This is a genomic window from Nocardioides sp. WJ219 (assembly GCF_058559815.1).
The window spans coordinates 177,087-192,153 of record NZ_JBZUJV010000005.1 but is presented as its reverse complement, the minus strand read 5'-3'; the positions used below and the strand labels follow the sequence as shown (position 1 = coordinate 192,153).

General features: G+C 73.1%; 17 protein-coding genes and 1 tRNA gene. 8 read left to right on the top strand and 10 right to left on the bottom strand.

Annotated features, from left to right (window positions below; all coding sequences use genetic code 11):
* Nucleotides 1–2: 2 nt before the first annotated feature.
* Nucleotides 3–344, bottom strand: coding sequence for a hypothetical protein (locus AC4MBH_RS13890; protein WP_491795687.1), 342 nt, complete (start codon nucleotides 342–344; stop codon nucleotides 3–5).
* A gap of 56 nt (nucleotides 345–400) precedes the next feature.
* The gene (locus AC4MBH_RS13885; RefSeq protein WP_491795486.1) at nucleotides 401–691 is read right to left on the bottom strand and encodes a YiaA/YiaB family inner membrane protein; all 291 of its coding nucleotides are present in this window, start codon (nucleotides 689–691) and stop codon (nucleotides 401–403) included.
* A gap of 113 nt (nucleotides 692–804) precedes the next feature.
* Between AC4MBH_RS13885 and AC4MBH_RS13880 the strand changes: the two genes are divergently transcribed.
* On the top strand, nucleotides 805–2,121 hold the full coding sequence (locus AC4MBH_RS13880; RefSeq protein WP_491795484.1) for a DUF2252 domain-containing protein: 1,317 nt from the start codon (nucleotides 805–807) through the stop codon (nucleotides 2,119–2,121).
* Here the strand turns inward: AC4MBH_RS13880 and galK are convergent.
* Entirely contained in the window at nucleotides 2,105–3,208 is a 1,104-nt protein-coding gene (gene galK, locus AC4MBH_RS13875) for a galactokinase (RefSeq protein ID WP_491795483.1), read from the bottom strand. The genes AC4MBH_RS13880 and galK overlap by 17 nt on opposite strands.
* A 25-nt stretch (nucleotides 3,209–3,233) precedes the next feature.
* On the opposite strand from galK, the gene AC4MBH_RS13870 reads away from it, so the two are divergent.
* A complete protein-coding gene (locus AC4MBH_RS13870) occupies nucleotides 3,234–4,667 on the top strand; it encodes a GuaB1 family IMP dehydrogenase-related protein (RefSeq protein WP_491795482.1) in 1,434 nt (477 codons plus the stop codon).
* Between the two features lie 30 nt (nucleotides 4,668–4,697).
* Here the strand turns inward: AC4MBH_RS13870 and AC4MBH_RS13865 are convergent, their stop codons facing one another.
* The gene (locus AC4MBH_RS13865) at nucleotides 4,698–5,288 is read right to left on the bottom strand and encodes a LysR family substrate-binding domain-containing protein (RefSeq protein WP_491795481.1); all 591 of its coding nucleotides are present in this window, start codon (nucleotides 5,286–5,288) and stop codon (nucleotides 4,698–4,700) included.
* 42 nt (nucleotides 5,289–5,330) lie between these two features.
* On the opposite strand from AC4MBH_RS13865, the gene AC4MBH_RS13860 reads away from it, so the two are divergent.
* Nucleotides 5,331–6,308: an NAD(P)H-binding protein gene (locus AC4MBH_RS13860; protein WP_491795480.1), complete on the top strand. Its 978-nt coding sequence runs from the start codon at nucleotides 5,331–5,333 to the stop codon at nucleotides 6,306–6,308.
* On the opposite strand, the gene AC4MBH_RS13855 is transcribed toward AC4MBH_RS13860, so the two are convergent.
* Nucleotides 6,301–7,062 carry an isocitrate lyase/PEP mutase family protein gene (locus tag AC4MBH_RS13855; protein WP_491795479.1) on the bottom strand — a complete coding sequence of 254 codons (762 nt, stop codon included), beginning with the start codon at nucleotides 7,060–7,062 and terminating at the stop codon, nucleotides 6,301–6,303. The genes AC4MBH_RS13860 and AC4MBH_RS13855 overlap by 8 nt on opposite strands.
* A 97-nt stretch (nucleotides 7,063–7,159) precedes the next feature.
* Between AC4MBH_RS13855 and AC4MBH_RS13850 the strand changes: the two genes are divergently transcribed.
* Complete coding sequence (locus tag AC4MBH_RS13850; protein WP_491795478.1) at nucleotides 7,160–8,551, top strand: tetratricopeptide repeat protein; 1,392 nt, start codon at nucleotides 7,160–7,162, stop codon at nucleotides 8,549–8,551.
* Between the two features lie 43 nt (nucleotides 8,552–8,594).
* Here AC4MBH_RS13850 and AC4MBH_RS13845 read toward each other — a convergent pair whose 3' ends face one another.
* Together AC4MBH_RS13845 and AC4MBH_RS13840 are read right to left on the bottom strand one after the other, a co-directional pair.
* Nucleotides 8,595–8,732 carry a hypothetical protein gene (locus tag AC4MBH_RS13845; protein ID WP_491795477.1) on the bottom strand — a complete coding sequence of 46 codons (138 nt, stop codon included), beginning with the start codon at nucleotides 8,730–8,732 and terminating at the stop codon, nucleotides 8,595–8,597.
* A gap of 357 nt (nucleotides 8,733–9,089) precedes the next feature.
* Nucleotides 9,090–9,178: transfer RNA gene (locus tag AC4MBH_RS13840), tRNA-Leu, on the bottom strand.
* Nucleotides 9,179–9,256: 78 nt separating this feature from the next.
* Between AC4MBH_RS13840 and AC4MBH_RS13835 the strand changes: the two genes are divergently transcribed.
* On the top strand, nucleotides 9,257–10,588 hold the full coding sequence (locus AC4MBH_RS13835; protein WP_491795476.1) for a M20/M25/M40 family metallo-hydrolase: 1,332 nt from the start codon (nucleotides 9,257–9,259) through the stop codon (nucleotides 10,586–10,588).
* Nucleotides 10,589–10,594: 6 nt separating this feature from the next.
* Here AC4MBH_RS13835 and AC4MBH_RS13830 read toward each other — a convergent pair whose 3' ends face one another.
* On the bottom strand, nucleotides 10,595–10,777 hold the full coding sequence (locus AC4MBH_RS13830; RefSeq protein WP_491795681.1) for a DUF5703 family protein: 183 nt from the start codon (nucleotides 10,775–10,777) through the stop codon (nucleotides 10,595–10,597).
* 36 nt (nucleotides 10,778–10,813) lie between these two features.
* Entirely contained in the window at nucleotides 10,814–11,776 is a 963-nt protein-coding gene (locus AC4MBH_RS13825; protein ID WP_491795475.1) for an aldo/keto reductase, read from the bottom strand.
* 72 nt (nucleotides 11,777–11,848) lie between these two features.
* Between AC4MBH_RS13825 and AC4MBH_RS13820 the strand changes: the two genes are divergently transcribed.
* A complete protein-coding gene (locus AC4MBH_RS13820; protein ID WP_491795474.1) occupies nucleotides 11,849–12,679 on the top strand; it encodes an undecaprenyl-diphosphate phosphatase in 831 nt (276 codons plus the stop codon).
* Between the two features lie 13 nt (nucleotides 12,680–12,692).
* Here the strand turns inward: AC4MBH_RS13820 and corA are convergent, their stop codons facing one another.
* Nucleotides 12,693–13,673 carry a magnesium/cobalt transporter CorA gene (gene corA / locus AC4MBH_RS13815; protein ID WP_491795472.1) on the bottom strand — a complete coding sequence of 327 codons (981 nt, stop codon included), beginning with the start codon at nucleotides 13,671–13,673 and terminating at the stop codon, nucleotides 12,693–12,695.
* Between the two features lie 53 nt (nucleotides 13,674–13,726).
* On the opposite strand from corA, the gene AC4MBH_RS13810 reads away from it, so the two are divergent.
* Both AC4MBH_RS13810 and AC4MBH_RS13805 read left to right on the top strand, forming a co-directional pair.
* The gene (locus tag AC4MBH_RS13810; RefSeq protein ID WP_491795471.1) at nucleotides 13,727–14,470 is read left to right on the top strand and encodes a histidine phosphatase family protein; all 744 of its coding nucleotides are present in this window, start codon (nucleotides 13,727–13,729) and stop codon (nucleotides 14,468–14,470) included.
* A gap of 10 nt (nucleotides 14,471–14,480) precedes the next feature.
* Entirely contained in the window at nucleotides 14,481–15,062 is a 582-nt protein-coding gene (locus AC4MBH_RS13805; protein WP_491795470.1) for a DUF3090 domain-containing protein, read from the top strand.
* Nucleotides 15,063–15,067: the final 5 nt, after the last annotated feature.

The following is a 15,067-nucleotide window of genomic DNA, read 5'->3' as shown; positions in this document are numbered from 1 at the left end:
CGTCAGCGCCGTGGCGGCAGCTTGCCGCCGGGGACGTCGTCCGGCGACGGCGTCCGGTTCATCGCGGCGACCGGCGCCGCGACCGGTCGACGGTGCGCGACGCGAGGTGCGACGCGGGGGGCGATCGCCGCCGGTGACGGCGCGGCCGCGGTCGGCTGCGGGTCGTCGACCCGGGTCTCCTCGACCTGCGGCTCGACGGGAGCAGCCACCTCGTCGCGCCGGCCGGGCGCCGCACGCCGCACCAGCGGCGCAGCGGTGCGGTAGGCCGTCGCGCCCACGGTGGTGACGACGCCGGCGGCCTGCCGGGCCGCCGTCCTGAGCAGGTCGAGCGCGTGGTGGGGCACGGGGCGGCTCCTCGATCGGGGTGCGGTGGCCCGATCCAAGCACACGGCCGGGCAGGTCAGGAGACGTTGCGGAAGGGGTCGTGCTCGGCCAGGAGCCGGTCGACGCGGGCCTGGTCGAGGCGGTGCACCACCGACTGGCTCTCCTGGTTGTCGCGCACGCACTTGGCCAGGGTGAAGCTCGACGTGGTCAGGAAGAGCGTGCCGAGGCCGAGGAACGCCTTGGCCCACGGGTCGGCCTCGAGGTAGAGCACGGCCATGAGGAGGGCGAGCAGGGAGACCGCGAACGAGATCCCCGCCATCGCGAAGAAGGCGGCGGTGTTCTTGGTCGGGGTGTCGGGGTTGGTCATGGGTCGAGCGTGTCGGTCGGGCGCCGGGCGGCGACCCACCGGCGTACTCGACCGGTCTGAGTACGCGGGCCCAGGTCCGCGCGACGCTGCCGCCGCTGTGGCACGGTGTCCTCGTGGCTGACTCCCGGACCCAGGTGATCGTCTCCGTCCTCGCCGACGCGTTCGCGCCCCTCATGGAGGCCGACCCGGTCTCCTTCCGCGCCAAGTACCGCAAGATGGCCCGCGACCCGCACGCGTTCTACCGCGGCACGGCGTGCCTGTTCTTCCACGACGTCGCCGGCGACCGGCTCGACGACGACCCGTTCGCCAGCGGCGACGCCGGCCGGATCTGGGTGCACGGCGACCTGCACGTCGAGAACTTCGGCACCTACCTCAACTCCGACGGGCGGTTCGTCTTCGACGTCAACGACTTCGACGAGGCCTACCTCGGTCGCTTCACCTGGGACCTGCAGCGCTTCGCCGCCTCGCTGGCGCTGATGGGCTGGGCCAAGGCGCTGCCGGTCGCCGACGTCGAGGCGCTGACCGAGACCTACCTGCGCGCCTACATCGACCAGGTCCGGGCCTACGCCGAGGGCGACACCGACGACTTCGCCCTCACCCTCGACAACACCGAGGGCCCGATCCAGGCGGCGCTCGTCGCGGCCCGCTGCCAGCGGCGCGCCGACCTGCTCGACGACAACACGGTCGTCGAGGGCGGGGTGCGCCACTTCAGCGACAACCCGACGTTCCGCCGCCTCGACGACGACGAGCGGGCGCGGGTGGTCGCGGCGTACGAGAAGTACCTCGACACGATCCCGCACGACCGACGCTCCGAGCGCGCGCTGTTCTACGACGTGCGCGACGTGGTCGGCAAGTCGGGGTTCGGCATCGGCAGCGCGGGGCTGCCGGCCTACAACGTGCTCATCGAGGGCTACAGCCAGGCGCTCGACAACGACGTGATCCTGTCGATGAAGCAGGCCAACGTGCCGGCCATCAGCCGGTTCGTCGACGCGCACGAGGTCGAGGGCTTCTTCGAGCACGAGGGGCACCGCACGGCGGTGAGCCAGCGGGCGCTGCAGGTGCACACCGACCCGCTGCTCGGCTACACCGACGTCGACGGCACGGGCTACCTCGTCGCGGAGGTCTCGCCCTACGAGGTCGACCTCGACTGGTCGGGGCTGACCGAGCCCGACGAGATGCAGCAGGTGGTCGGGCTGCTGGGCCGGGCGACGGCCAAGATCCACTGCGCCTCCGACGAGGACAGCGACGAGAGCCTCGTCGCCTTCCAGGTCGAGGACGCCATCGCGGGCGCGATCGACGGCCGCGACGACGAGCTGGTCGCCTGGGTGACCGAGTTCGGGGCGACGTACGCCGTGCAGGCCCGCGACGACCACGCCTGCTTCGTGCAGGCCTTCCGCGACGGCGACATCGGGGTCACCGCGACGGCGTGAGGCCGGCGCCCTCCGACGGCGTCCCGTCGAGGTGGCCCGGTACGCCGTGGCCCGCCCGCGCGAACGCCGTGTCGACCGCCCGGCGCACGGCCTCGGCGCGCTCGACGGGCACGAGGGCGATCGCCGACCCCCCGAAGCCGCCCCCGGTCATCCGGGCGCCCAGCGCGCCGGCGTCGAGCGCGGTGGCGACGACGAGGTCGAGCTCGGCGCACGAGACCTCGAAGTCGTCGCGCAGCGAGAGGTGCGAGGCGGTGAAGAGACCGCCGACGACCGCCCAGTCGCCATCACGGAGGGCGTCGACGCAGGCAGTGACCCGGTCGTTCTCGGTGACCACGTGCCGCGCCCGCCGGCGCAGGACGTCGTCGTCGAGCGCCTCGACCTCGCCGGCGCCGGCCTCCCGCAGCGACCCGAGGCCGAGCCGCCGTGCCGCCTCGGCGCACTCGTCGCGGCGCGAGCCGTAGCCACCGTCGGTCAGCGCGTGCTGGACCCGCGTGTCGATCACGAGCAGCTCGAGCCCGACCGCGGCCGCGTCGACGGGCACCTGCTCGGTCGACCCGTCGGCGAAGTCGACCAGCAGCGCGTGAGCGGCCGACGCCAGCAGCACCGCGGTCTGGTCGAGGCCCCCGGTCGGGGCACCGGCCACCTCGGTCTCGGCGCGCCGGCATGCCTCGACGAGGTGGCGTCGTACGGCGTCGTCGAGGTCGACGCCCGCCGCGGTCGCCGCGGCCACCGCGACCGCGGCCTCGAGCGAGGCCGAGCTCGACAACCCGGCGCCCAGCGGCACCGTGCTGTCGAGCCGCACCTCGAGGGCGGGGACGTCCCACCCGGCCTCGGCCAGGGCCCACAGCACCCCCGCGGCGTACGCCGCCCACCCGTCGACGCGCCCCGGCGCGGCGTCGGCGGGGGAGCCCTCCCAGGGCTCGGGCTGCTGCGCGCTGACCAGCCGTGACGGCCCGCGGCCGCGCACCCGCACCCGCGCGGTCGTGGCCACGGGGATGGCGACCGGCAGGCAGAGCCCGGCGTTGTAGTCGGTGTGCTCGCCGATGAGGTTCACCCGTCCCGGCGCACGCACGGTGAAGTCGTCCACGCCCAGCACCCTAAGGTTGATCCACGTGGAGTTCCTCGGTGCAGCCCCGACGCACGACCTGACCTACGACGACGTCTTCATGGTGCCGCGCAGCAGCGCCGTGACCAGCCGCTACGACGTCGACCTCGCGACGACCGACGGCACCGGCGCGACGATCCCGCTGGTCGTGGCCAACATGACCGCGATCGCCGGCAAGCGGATGGCCGAGACGACGGCGCGCCGCGGGGCGCTCACCGTGATCCCGCAGGACATCCCGCCCTCGGTGGTGGCCGAGGTCGTCGCGTCGGTGAAGTCGCGCCACCTGGTCTTCGACACCCCGATCGTGCTCGACCCCGCCCAGACCGTGGCCGAGGCGCTGTCGCTGATCCCCAAGCGCTCCCACGGCGCCGCGGTGGTCGTCGTCGACGGCCGGCCCGTCGGGGTCGTCGCCGAGTCCGACTGCGGCGACGTGGACCGCTTCGCCCAGGCCGGTCAGGTCATGCGGCCGCCCGCGGTCGTCGTCGACGCCGACACCGACCCCCGCACGGCGTTCGAGCGCCTGGACGCCGCCCGGGCCGACCTGGCCGTCGCCGTCGACGCCGACGGGATGCTCCTCGGCGTGCTCACCCGGACCGGCGCCCTGCGGGCCACGCTCTACACGCCCGCGACCGACGCCCGCGGCGGCCTGCGCGTCGCCGCGGCCGTCGGCGTCAACGGCGCCGTCGCCACGATCGCCCGCCGGCTGCTCGACGCCGGTGTCGACTGCCTCGTCGTCGACACCGCCCACGGCCACCAGGACCGCATGCTCGAGGCGCTCCGCGCCGTACGGGCGCTGGACCCGCAGGTCCCGGTCGTCGCAGGCAACGTCGTCTCGGCCGAGGGCACCCGTGACCTCGTCGCCGCGGGCGCCGACGTCGTCAAGGTCGGCGTCGGGCCCGGTGCGATGTGCACCACCCGGATGATGACCGGCGTCGGCCGCCCGCAGTTCTCGGCGGTCCTCGAGTGCGCGGCCGCCGCTCGCGAGCTGGGCGCCCACGTGTGGGCCGACGGCGGCGTGCGACACCCGCGCGACGTCGCGCTCGCCCTGGCGGCCGGTGCGTCGTCGGTGATGGTGGGCTCGTGGTTCGCCGGCACCCACGAGTCGCCCGGCGACCTCGTGCTCGACGCCGATGGCCGCGCCTACAAGACCTCGTTCGGGATGGCATCGGCGCGGGCCGTCGCGTCCCGCACCGTGGGGGAGTCGGCGTACGACCGGGCCCGCAAGGGGCTCTACGAGGAGGGGATCTCCTCCTCGCGCATGTACCTCGACCCGGCCCGTCCCGGCGTGGAGGACCTGATCGACCAGATCTGCTCGGGCGTCCGCTCCGCCTGCACGTACGCCGGCGCCGCCGGCCTCGCCGAGCTGCACGAGCGCGCCGTCCTCGGCGTCCAGTCCGCCGCCGGCTTCCAGGAGGGTCGCCCGCTCTCGACCAGCTGGTGAGCCGGTGCCTGGGCCCAGCCCAGACCAGGCTCAGCGGCTGGAGCGCGAGGTGCGGCCCTTGACGACGCCGACGAAGGCCTGGGTGCGGTCGTCGTCGCGGTCGGTGCGCCACACCAGGGCGACGGTGGTGGGGTCGAGGTCGGCGACCGGTCGGCTCACCACGTCCTTGCGGGCGTGCAGCCGGGCCACCGACATCGGCAGGATCGCGATCCCGGTGCCGGCAGCGACGGTCTCGACGGCCTCCCGCTGCGACATCGGCGGCCAGGCGAGCTGCTCGACGGTCGGCGTCCAGCCCGAGGGGTGGGGCAGGACCAGCTGCTCGTCGGCCAGGTCGGTGAGCGTGACGGCGTCGTCGGGGTCGCTCGGGTCGGTGGCCGCCACCAGGTGCTCGTGACCGGCGACGACGACCGGCACCTCGTCGTACAGCCGCACGCAGTGGAGGCCCTCGCGGTCGACGGGCAACCGCACCAGCGCCATGTCGAGGTCGCCCGAGCGCACCGCGTCGAGCTGGTGCGCCTCCTCGACCGGCACCAGCTCGATCGGCTCGCTCGACCGCTCGCGCCAGGCCCGGGCCCACTTGTCGGGCGTGGCGCCGGTCACGAAGCCCAGACGGAACGTCATGGGTGAAGTATCGCGGCGTCGGTGTCCCGTACGTTCGGGGCCATGCGCGTCCTGGTCACCGGTGCTTCCGGCTACGTCGGTTCCCGGCTGGTCCCGTCGCTGCTCGCGGCCGGGCACGAGGTCGTCGCCGCCGCTCGCGACACCGACGGGCTCGACCGGTTCGCGTGGTCCGACCGCGTCGAGCGCCGCTACCTCGACGTCGAGGACACCGTCTCGGTGCACCTGGCCGTCCGCGACGTCGACGCCGTGTTCTACCTGGTGCACTCGATGGGGGCGGGAGAGTTCCTCAAGCGCGACCGCGACGCCGCCGAGAGCCTGGCGCACGCCTGCGAGTACGCCGGCACCGGCCGCATCGTCTACCTGTCCGGGCTGGTGCCCGACGTGCCGGTCGACGAGCTCTCCGACCACCTGCGGTCGCGGCTCGAGGTCGAGGAGGTGCTGCTCGCCGGAGCGACCCCGACCACGGTCCTGCGCGCCTCGATGGTCATCGGCGGCGGCTCGCTGTCGTTCGAGATCATGCGTCGGGTCAGCGAGCGACTCCCGGTCACCGCGCTGCCGACCTGGATGCAGAGCCGCATCCAGCCGATCGCCGTCGAGGACGTCGTCCGCCTGCTCGTCGCCGCGCTCGACGGCGAGCCGCGCCGGCGCGCCTACGACGTGGGTGGCGACGAGGTGCTGTCCTACCCCGACCTGATCGCGCGGTTCGCCGTGCTGGCCGGGCTCGAACGACCTCAGGTGCCGGTGCCCGTGGCGCCGCAGCTGCTGGTCGGTGAGGCGATCGCGCTGGTCACCGGCGTGCCCCGCACCACCGTCCGGGCGCTGGTGCGGAGCCTGTCGCACGACATGGTCTGCCGCGACGACGACGTGCGTCGCGACCTCGCGCCCGGGGTGCCCTACCTGTCGCTCGACGAGGCGATCACCCGGTCGCTGGCCGGCGTCACTGACGCCACCTCGGCCGAGGGCGACGTCCAGGGCGAGGCCGACAGCGACCCGGAGTGGGTCGGCTCGACCGTCAGTTGAGCGGTCGCATGGTGTCCGGGACGCCGCCGCCGGCGTGCACGGCCTCCACGAGCTCGGCCAGCGCGGTCAGCGCCACGCGCTGCGACATCGGGCCGTAGGAGACCCGGGCGACGCCGAGCTCCTCCAGGCGCGCGAGCGGCGGGGTGCCGGGCACGCCGATCAGCGTCAGCCGCTGGGGGCCGAACGCCTCCACCAGCGTCGCCACCTGCTCCTCGTCGAGCAGGCCGGGGACGAAGACGACCGGGGCGCCGGCGTCGAGGTAGGCCCGGCCGCGGGTCACGGCCTCCGCCAGCGGGTCGTCGATCCCCTTGAGGAAGGCGTCGGTCCGGGCGTTGAGGACGAAGTCGGGCACTCCCGCGGCCGTCGCAGCGGCCATGATCGCCTCGACCTGGGCCGTGGCCTCGGCGAGCGGCTTGAGCTGGTCCTCGATGTTGGCGCCGACGACACCGACGCCGATGGCCTTGCGGACGGTCTCGGCGGCGTCGCCGTAGCCGGCCTCGAGGTCGGCGCTGACCGGCAGGGAGGTGGCGGCCACGATGCGGCGTACCTCCTCGATCATCTCCTCGACGGGGATGTTCTCGCCGTCCTCGTAGCCGCGCGAGGCGGCGATCGAGTGGCTGGCGGTGGCGAGGGCCAGGGTGCCGGGCAGGTCGGAGACCACGGTGGCACTGATGGAGTCCCACACGTTGACGACGGTCAGCAGCGTCGGGTCGCGGTGCAGGGACAGGAGGGCGGTGGCGTCATCTGCGGTCACGTGCCCAGCATGGCAGGACCGCGGCAATCACCCCTTCGATGTGACCCATCTGAACCGATTGCGCATACCGCATGTCACATTCGGGCATACTGAAGAGGTGGACAAGACTCTCGAACCGGGCGCCGTCACACCCGACCTGCGCGTCCGGGCCAAGAACATCGACGCGACCCTCGTGGGGTCGCGTCTGAAGCTCGCTCGGCAGCGTGCCGGGCTCACGCAGGGCGAGGCCGCGGGCGACCACATGTCGACCGCCTACATCTCCCGGATCGAGGCCGGCCAGCGCCGCGCCAGTGCCGAGCTGCTGGTCGCCCTGGCCCAGCGGCTGGGGTGCGACCCCGAGGAGCTGCTGGCGCCGGCCGACGACGTCGTCGAGCGGGAGCGGCAGTCGCGGCTGAGCCTCGAGCTCGACTACGCCGAGCTCGACCTGCGCACCGGTCAGGCGGTCTCGGCCCTCCGTCGGGTCGACGGTCTGCTGGCCGAGGACGACCTCCCGCTCGGCTTCCCCGCCCGGGCCCAGCACCTCCGGGCGCTCGCCCTGGAGACGATGGGCGAGGTCGACAAGGCCATCGACGTGCTCGAGCAGGTGGTGCGCAGCCTCGCCGGCGTCGAGCTGATCCGCGCCCTGACCGCGCTCACCCGTTGCTACCGCGAGCTCGGCAACCTCTCGCGGGCCTGCGAGATCGGCGAACGTGCCGAGCAGCTGCTGACCGCCGGTGAGCTGCAGGGCAGCGCCGAGGGCATCCAGCTGGCCGTGACCGTCGCCGCCGCCCACTACGAGCGCGGCGACCACCACCTCGCGACGCGCCAGTGCGAGCGTGCGATCGAGGACGCCGAGCGGCTCGGGTCGGCGACCGCCCGCGCCTCGGCCTACTGGAACAGCAGCATCGTCTACAAGGAGCAGGGCGACTTCGGTGCCGCGGTGCCGCTCGCCCAGAAGGCCGTCACCCTGATGGAGCAGACCCACGACGCGCGCAACATGGCGCGGCTGCGGGGTCAGCTCGGGCTGCTGCAGCTGGCGATGGTCCCCCCGGAGATCGAGGGCGCGATGCTCAACCTCTCCCAAGCCCAGGCGGAGTTCGTGCTCACCGAGACCAACGTCGCCGACCGTGGTCGCGTCGACCTCGGTCTGGCCAAGGCGCGGCTGCTCATCGGCGACGCCGAGGAGGCGGAGCGTCTCGCGGAGGACGTGTTCGAGGCCGCCCTCGGGGCCAGCCTGCTGGTGGCCGCCGAGGCCCAGACCGTGCTCGGGCAGGTCGATGCCATGCACGACCGGCTGGACGACGCGGTCGCGCACTTCCGTCACGCGCTCGTCATCCTCGAGGGGGTCGGGCAGGACCGTCAGTCGGCTCAGCTCTGGTTCGAGCTCGGCACGTTGCTGCGCGAGTACGGCGCCACCGACGATGCGCTCGACGCGTTCCGTCGTGCCGCCACGTCGACCGGCTTGACCGCGCCCACTTTTGCGAGGTCGCGCTTGATGAACTCGAACTAGGAGCGACGCCGGCAGGCGCCACGACCAGGTGCGCAGCAGGTGGTCAGCAGCACCAGACGTTGCGGGCGCTGACCGGCGCGGGCGCCTTGGCCTCCGTGCCCGAGGCCGTCGCGGAGACCGCGCCGCCGACCAGGGTGGCGGCGAGCAGCGACGAGGCGAGAAGGGCGCGGAACTTGGTCATCGGGTTCTCCTAGGGAGTGATCGCGAGCGACTTGGCGATTCGGCGTACCCGAACCGTCGTTACATTGTGTCAAATCTGAGTGGCAAACGCGCCTGTTCGGCAAGCAATCGCCCGAAGATTTCATCAATTTCCGCTTTGTGACAGCCTCACCAGTCACGCCTACCCCACCGGCAACTCCCGCCACTTGCGTCACAGGCGTCCGACGCCTGTTTGACGCGCCTGCGTGGCGCTCACCGACGGGTTCCCAGGGACGCCGGACGCGGCCTGGGCGGTCGAACGGGCCGGCGGCGGGTCGGCGGCGGGCCGAGAAAAACGACTCCGGCCCCGACCGCTGGAGACAGCGGGTCGGGGCCGATCTGGTGTCCGAGGGGGGACTTGAACCCCCACGCCCTAATACGGGCACTAGCACCTCAAGCTAGCGCGTCTGCCAATTCCGCCACCCGGACGAGTGCGTCGGAACAGTAGCAAAGCGGCGGCCTCCCGGCCGCATCGGGGGTCCTCGGCGCGGGTGCCAGGATGGGGCCATGGAACCCGAGCCCGACGGCGCCTCCTACGACCCGGCCGGTGAGGTCGTCGAGCTGTGCCGCGACCTGATCCGGATCGACACCTCCAACTACGGCGAGGCCGACGGACAGGGCGGGCCGGGGGAGCGCAAGGCGGCCGAGCACGTCGCCGCGCTGCTCGAGGAGGTCGGCATCGAGGCGCGCCTGTACGAGACCACCCCCGGCCGTACCTCGGTGGTGGCGTCGTGGGGCGGCGACGGCAGCCGGGACGACCGGCTGCTGCTGCACGGGCACCTCGACGTCGTGCCCGCCGCGGCGGAGGACTGGCAGGTCGACCCGTTCAGCGGCGAGGTGCAGGACGGCTACGTGTGGGGCCGCGGCGCGGTCGACATGAAGGACTTCGACGCGATGCTGCTCTCGGTGGTCCGTGCCCGGCAGCGCGCCGGCGCCGCACCGGCGCGGCCCGTCGTGCTGTGCTTCACCGCCGACGAGGAGGCCGGCGGGCACCACGGTGCCGAGCAGCTCGTCGGGCTCCACCGCGACGAGCTGGAGGGCTGCACGGAGGCGGTCGGCGAGGTGGGTGGGTTCTCGACGACCGTGCGCGGACGCCGGCTCTACCTCGTCGAGGCGGCCGAGAAGGGGATGGCCTGGATGCGGCTCACCGCCCGCGGTCGCGCCGGCCACGGCTCGATGATCAACCCGGACAACGCGGTGACCCGGCTCTCGGCCGCGGTGGCCCGCATCGGCGCCCACCAGTGGCCGGTGCGGCTCACCCCGACCATGGAGGTGCTGCTCGCCACGGTCGCCGACCTGGCCGGCACCGAGGCCACCCCCGACAACGCGCCCGCGCTGGTCGAGGAGTTCGGCGGTGCGGCCCGGATGCTCGGCGCCGTCATCCGCAACACGGTCAACCCGACCCAGCTCGACGCCGGCTACAAGGTCAACGTCGTGCCCACCGAGGCCACCGCCCACGTCGACGGCCGGTTCCTGCCGGGCTACGAGGACGAGTTCTTCGCGACCCTGCGCGAGCTGTGCGGCGACGGCATCGAGTGGGACTTCCTGTCCCACCAGCAACCCTGGGAGACGCCGTACGACGGCGACCTGGTCGCCGCGATGACCCGCTCGATCCTGGCCGAGGACCCCGAGGGCATCGTGGCGCCGTACACGATGAGCGGCGGCACCGACGCCAAGCACTTCCGCAAGCTCGGCATGCGCTCCTACGGCTTCGCGCCGCTGCGGCTGCCGGCCGACCTCGACTTCACCGCGCTGTTCCACGGCGTCGACGAGCGGGTCCCGGTCGACGCGCTGGAGTTCGGGGCGCGGGTCTTCGACCGGTTCCTCGACGACGTCTGAGCGCGCTCAGGCGGTGCGCACCGCGCGGATGATCTTGCGGCGCAGCACGACCCGTCGGGTGCCGTCGGCGCCGATCCGGACCCGGTCGAGCTCCCAGCCGCCGTGCTCGGCGCGCTCGACCAGCAGCTTGGTCACGACGTTGCGCGGGAACTCGCGCGAGTAGGTGACCTTGTCGAACTCCCACTCCACCCCCGGGCGGGGCGGACGGCGGTCGTGCCGGGGCACTCAGGCTCCTCCTGCCGGGCCGCCCGAGACGTCGTCGAGCGCGTCGACGAGCTCGGGCGGCAACGTCTTGTCCTCGATGGCCAGTGAACCGCGCAGCTGGTGGGCGGTGCGGGCGCCCACGATCGGCGCCGTCACCCCCGGCCGGTCGCGGACCCACACCAGCGCCACCTCCAGCGGCGTCCAGCCCAGGCCGTCGGCGGCGCGGGCGACCGCCTCGACCACCCGGGCGCTCTGGTCGTCGAGGTAGGCACCGACGAACCCGGCGAAGACCGGCGACGCCGCCCGCGAGTCCGACGGCGTACCGCCGCGGTACTTGCCGGTGAGCACGCCGCGGCCCAACGGCGACCAGGGGAGGACGCCGAGGCCCAGCGCCGCGCAGGCCGGCAGCACCTCGCGCTCGACGAGCCGGTTGAGCAGGGAGTACTCGACCTGGGTCGAGGCCAGGGTCGCCCGGCCCGGCACGGCCCGCTGCCAGGTGGCCGCCTGGGCGGTCTGCCAGCCGGCGTAGTTGGAGATCCCGACGTACGACGCCCGGCCCGACGACACGGCGACGTCGAGGGCGCCGAGCGTCTCGTCGAGCGGCGCCCGGTCGGACCACACGTGCACCTGCCACAGGTCGACGTGGTCGACACCGAGTCGGCGCAGCGAGGCGTCGAGGGTGGTGAGCAGGTGCCCGCGGGAGGTGTCGGTGACCCGCTCGCCGGACCGCCGGGAGATGCCGGCCTTGGTCGCCAGCACGACCTCGTCCCGCGCGACCACGTCGCCGATGAGCGAGCCGACCAGGCGCTCGGAGTCGCCGTCGGTGTAGCCGGCCGCGGTGTCGACCAGGGTGCCGCCGGCCTCGGCGAACGCGATCAGCTGGTCGCGCGCCTCGTGCTCGTCGGTGTCCCGGCCCCACGTCATCGTCCCGAGCCCGAGGCGGGACACCTGGAGGCCGGTGCTGCCCACGGCTCGCTGCTGCATGGCCGAAAACCTAGACGAGTCGCGGTGGGGCGGTGGCGGTGGCTCGCGGGTGGGGCCGCTACCGTGCCCCTCGTGTGGGACGTGCTCCAGGCTGTGGTCCTCGGCGTCCTCCAGGGTCTGACCGAGTTCCTGCCCATCTCGAGCAGCGCCCACCTCGCGATCTACCCCCAGCTGTTCGGCTGGGAGGACCCCGGCGCGTCGTTCACCGCCGTGGTGCAGATCGGGACCGAGGTGGCGGTGCTGCTCTACTTCCGACACGACATCTGGCGGATCTCCTCGACCTGGGTGCGGTCGCTGTTCCGGCCCGAGCTGCGCGGCCACATCGACGCCCGGATGGGCTGGTTCGTGCTGATCGGTTCGCTGCCGATCGTGGTGCTGGGGTTCGCCCTGCAGAGCGTCATCCGCTCCGACTTCCGCAACCTGTGGATCATCGCCACCACGCTCGTCGTGCTCGGCGTCGTGCTCGGCCTGGCCGACCGGCTGGGCTCGACCGACCGCGACCTGAAGCAGATGACGCTGCGCCACGCGGCGCTGATGGGCGGTGCGCAGGCGCTGGCGCTCGTCCCCGGGGTGTCCCGTTCGGGTGCCACGCTCTCGATGGGGCGCGCGCTGGGCTACGACCGGGAGTCGGCCACCCGGTTCGCCTTCCTGCTCGCCATCCCGGCGGTGGTCGGCGCCGGCATCTTCGAGCTCCGCAAGATCGGCGACGAGGCCAACCCCTACGGCTGGGGTCCCACGATCGTGGCGACGGTGGTCTCCTTCGTCGTCGGGTACGCCGCGATCGCCTGGCTGCTGCGCTACGTCTCGACCCGCTCGTTCACCCCGTTCGTGCTCTACCGGGTGGCGCTCGGCGTGGCGACGTTCGTGCTCCTGGCCACCGGGGTGCTCTCCGCCCGGGGCTGAGCCCAGGCCGGCGCTACAGCCAGCCGGACCGCTTGAAGAACCACAGCAGTCCCAGCGAGACCCCGGTCATCAGCGCCAGCGCGAAGGGGTAGCCGAGGGTCCAGCCGAGCTCGGGCATGTGCTCGAAGTTCATGCCGTAGACCCCCGCGATCAGCGTGGGTACGACGACCAGCGCGGCGCCCGCGGAGATCTTGCGCATGTCGTCGTTCTGCTGCACCGAGATCGACGCCAGGTGGGCGTCGAACGCGGTGGAGAGGAGCTGGTCGAGGCTGTCGACGATCTCGGCGGCCTGGTTGAGGTGGTCGACCACGTCGCGGTAGAACGGCGCCGCCTCCTCCTCGACCCCGGGCACCAGCCCCGAGGCGAAGCGACGCATCGGCTCGCGCAGCGGCAGCACCGCCCGGCGTACCTCGGCGATCTCGCGCTTGAGCGCGTAGATGCGGGCGGAGTCCTTGGTCCGCTGATCGGAGAAGACCGACTCCTCGACCTCGTCGACGTCCTTTTGGAGGAACTCGACGACCTCGAGGTAGGCGTCGACCACGGTGTCGCACACGGCGTACACGACGGCGGACGGGCCGTGGGTGAGCACGTGCTGGGACGTCTCGAGGAACCTGCGCGCCTCCTGGAGCTGGGAGCCGCGGCCGTGCCGCACCGAGACGACGAAGTCGGGTCCGACGAAGATGTTGATCTCGCCGGTCTCCACGGCGTCGTCCTCGTCGACGTACCAGAGCGTCTTCAGCGTCAGGAACAGGTTGCCGCCGTACTGCTCGAGCTTGGGGCGCTGGTGGGCCTTGAAGGCGTCCTCGACGGCCAGGTCGTGCAGGTCGAACCCGGTCGCGACCTCGCTCAGCTCGGTCCGGCTCGGCTGGTAGAGCCCCACCCAGACGAACCCGTCGCACTCGGCGGCGGCTGCGCGCAGACCGGCGAAGTCGTGCTTGTGCGAGTCGAGCGGGAGCCTCGAGCCGCCCTTGTACACGGCGCTGTCCACGATCACGGCGTCACGATAGTCACCGCGGCCGCTCGGCACGCCCCTCTACGCTCCACGACATGGCAACGGTGATCCTCGTCCGACACGGCCGGACCACGGCCAACGCCTCGGGCACCCTGGCCGGGCGCCTGCCCGGCGTCCGGCTCGACGACGTGGGCGTCGACCAGGCGCGGCGGACGGGGGAGCGGCTCGTCGTGGTGCCCCTGGCGGCGGTCGTCAGCAGCCCGCTCGAGCGGTGCCGGCAGACGGCCAAGGCCCTCCTCGACGCCCGCGACGGCACGGTCGGGACGACGCCGCGGATCACCCCGGAGAAGGGGATCACCGAGTGCGACTACGGCGAGTGGCAGGGCCGGCTGCTCAAGGACCTCGCCAAGGAGCCCCTCTGGAAGACCGTCCAGGCCCAGCCGTCGGCCGCCGCGTTCCCCGGCGGGGAGTCGATGGCGACGATGCAGGCGCGCTCGGTGGCCGCGGTGCGCCGGCACGACGCGGCCATCGAGGCCGAGCACGGAGCCGGCGCGGTGTGGGTGGCGGTCAGCCACGGCGACATCATCAAGTCGGTCCTGGCCGACGCCCTCGGCATGCACCTCGACCTGTTCCAGCGCATCAACGTCGACCCGGCCTCGGTCTCGATCGTGCGCTACACCGGGACCCGTCCCTACGTGCTGGCCACCAACACCCACGCCGGGGACCTGTCCTGGCTGGTGCCGCCGCCGCCGAAGAAGAAGGGCCGCGCCCGTCGTACCACCGAGCCGGGGGAGGACGCCCCGGTCGGGGGTGGCGCCGGTCCTTCGGGTCGGTCATAGGGTGAACGACATGCCGATCGTGCACTCCTTCGACCCGCCGGAACGCTTCGTCACCGGCACCGTCGGCGAGCCCGGGGCGCGGACGTTCTTCCTCCAGGCCCGCACCGGCGCGCGGGTCACCTCGGTCTCGCTGGAGAAGCAGCAGGTCGCCGCGCTCGCCGAGCGCGTCGACGAGCTGCTCGACGAGGTGATGTCGACCCAGACCGAGACCGTCGTGCCCGCCGTCGCCCCCATCGGGCTCGAGGACTCCGCCCCGCTCGAGCAGCCCATCGAGGAGGAGTTCCGCGCCGGCACCATGACGCTGTCGTGGGACCCGAGCGACGAGCGTGTCGTGATCGAGGTCTTCCCGTTCAGCGAGGCGGCGGTGGTCAGCCCGGAGCAGGTCGACGAGGACTTCGAGGAGCCCGAGCCCGACGAGGTCTTGCTGGTCCGGATCAGCCCGGCGGTCGCCCGCTCCTTCGTCCAGCGGGCCGAGCAGGTGCTCGAGGCCGGACGTCCGAGCTGCCCGTTCTGCGGCAACCCGATCGACCCCGACGGCCACCTCTGCGTGCGGGCCAACGGCTTCCGGCGCCGCGACCCGCAGGCCCCCTGAGGCCC

Coding starts and splice junctions, on each gene's coding strand:
- AC4MBH_RS13885 (WP_491795486.1), bottom strand. CDS start 691: ATGACCAACCCCGACACCCCGACCAAGAACACCGCCGCCTTCTTCGCG.
- AC4MBH_RS13835 (WP_491795476.1), top strand. CDS start 9,257: ATGGAACCCGAGCCCGACGGCGCCTCCTACGACCCGGCCGGTGAGGTC.
- AC4MBH_RS13805 (WP_491795470.1), top strand. CDS start 14,481: ATGCCGATCGTGCACTCCTTCGACCCGCCGGAACGCTTCGTCACCGGC.
- AC4MBH_RS13810 (WP_491795471.1), top strand. CDS start 13,727: ATGGCAACGGTGATCCTCGTCCGACACGGCCGGACCACGGCCAACGCC.
- AC4MBH_RS13825 (WP_491795475.1), bottom strand. CDS start 11,776: ATGCAGCAGCGAGCCGTGGGCAGCACCGGCCTCCAGGTGTCCCGCCTC.
- AC4MBH_RS13865 (WP_491795481.1), bottom strand. CDS start 5,288: ATGACGTTCCGTCTGGGCTTCGTGACCGGCGCCACGCCCGACAAGTGG.
- AC4MBH_RS13860 (WP_491795480.1), top strand. CDS start 5,331: ATGCGCGTCCTGGTCACCGGTGCTTCCGGCTACGTCGGTTCCCGGCTG.
- AC4MBH_RS13845 (WP_491795477.1), bottom strand. CDS start 8,732: ATGACCAAGTTCCGCGCCCTTCTCGCCTCGTCGCTGCTCGCCGCCACC.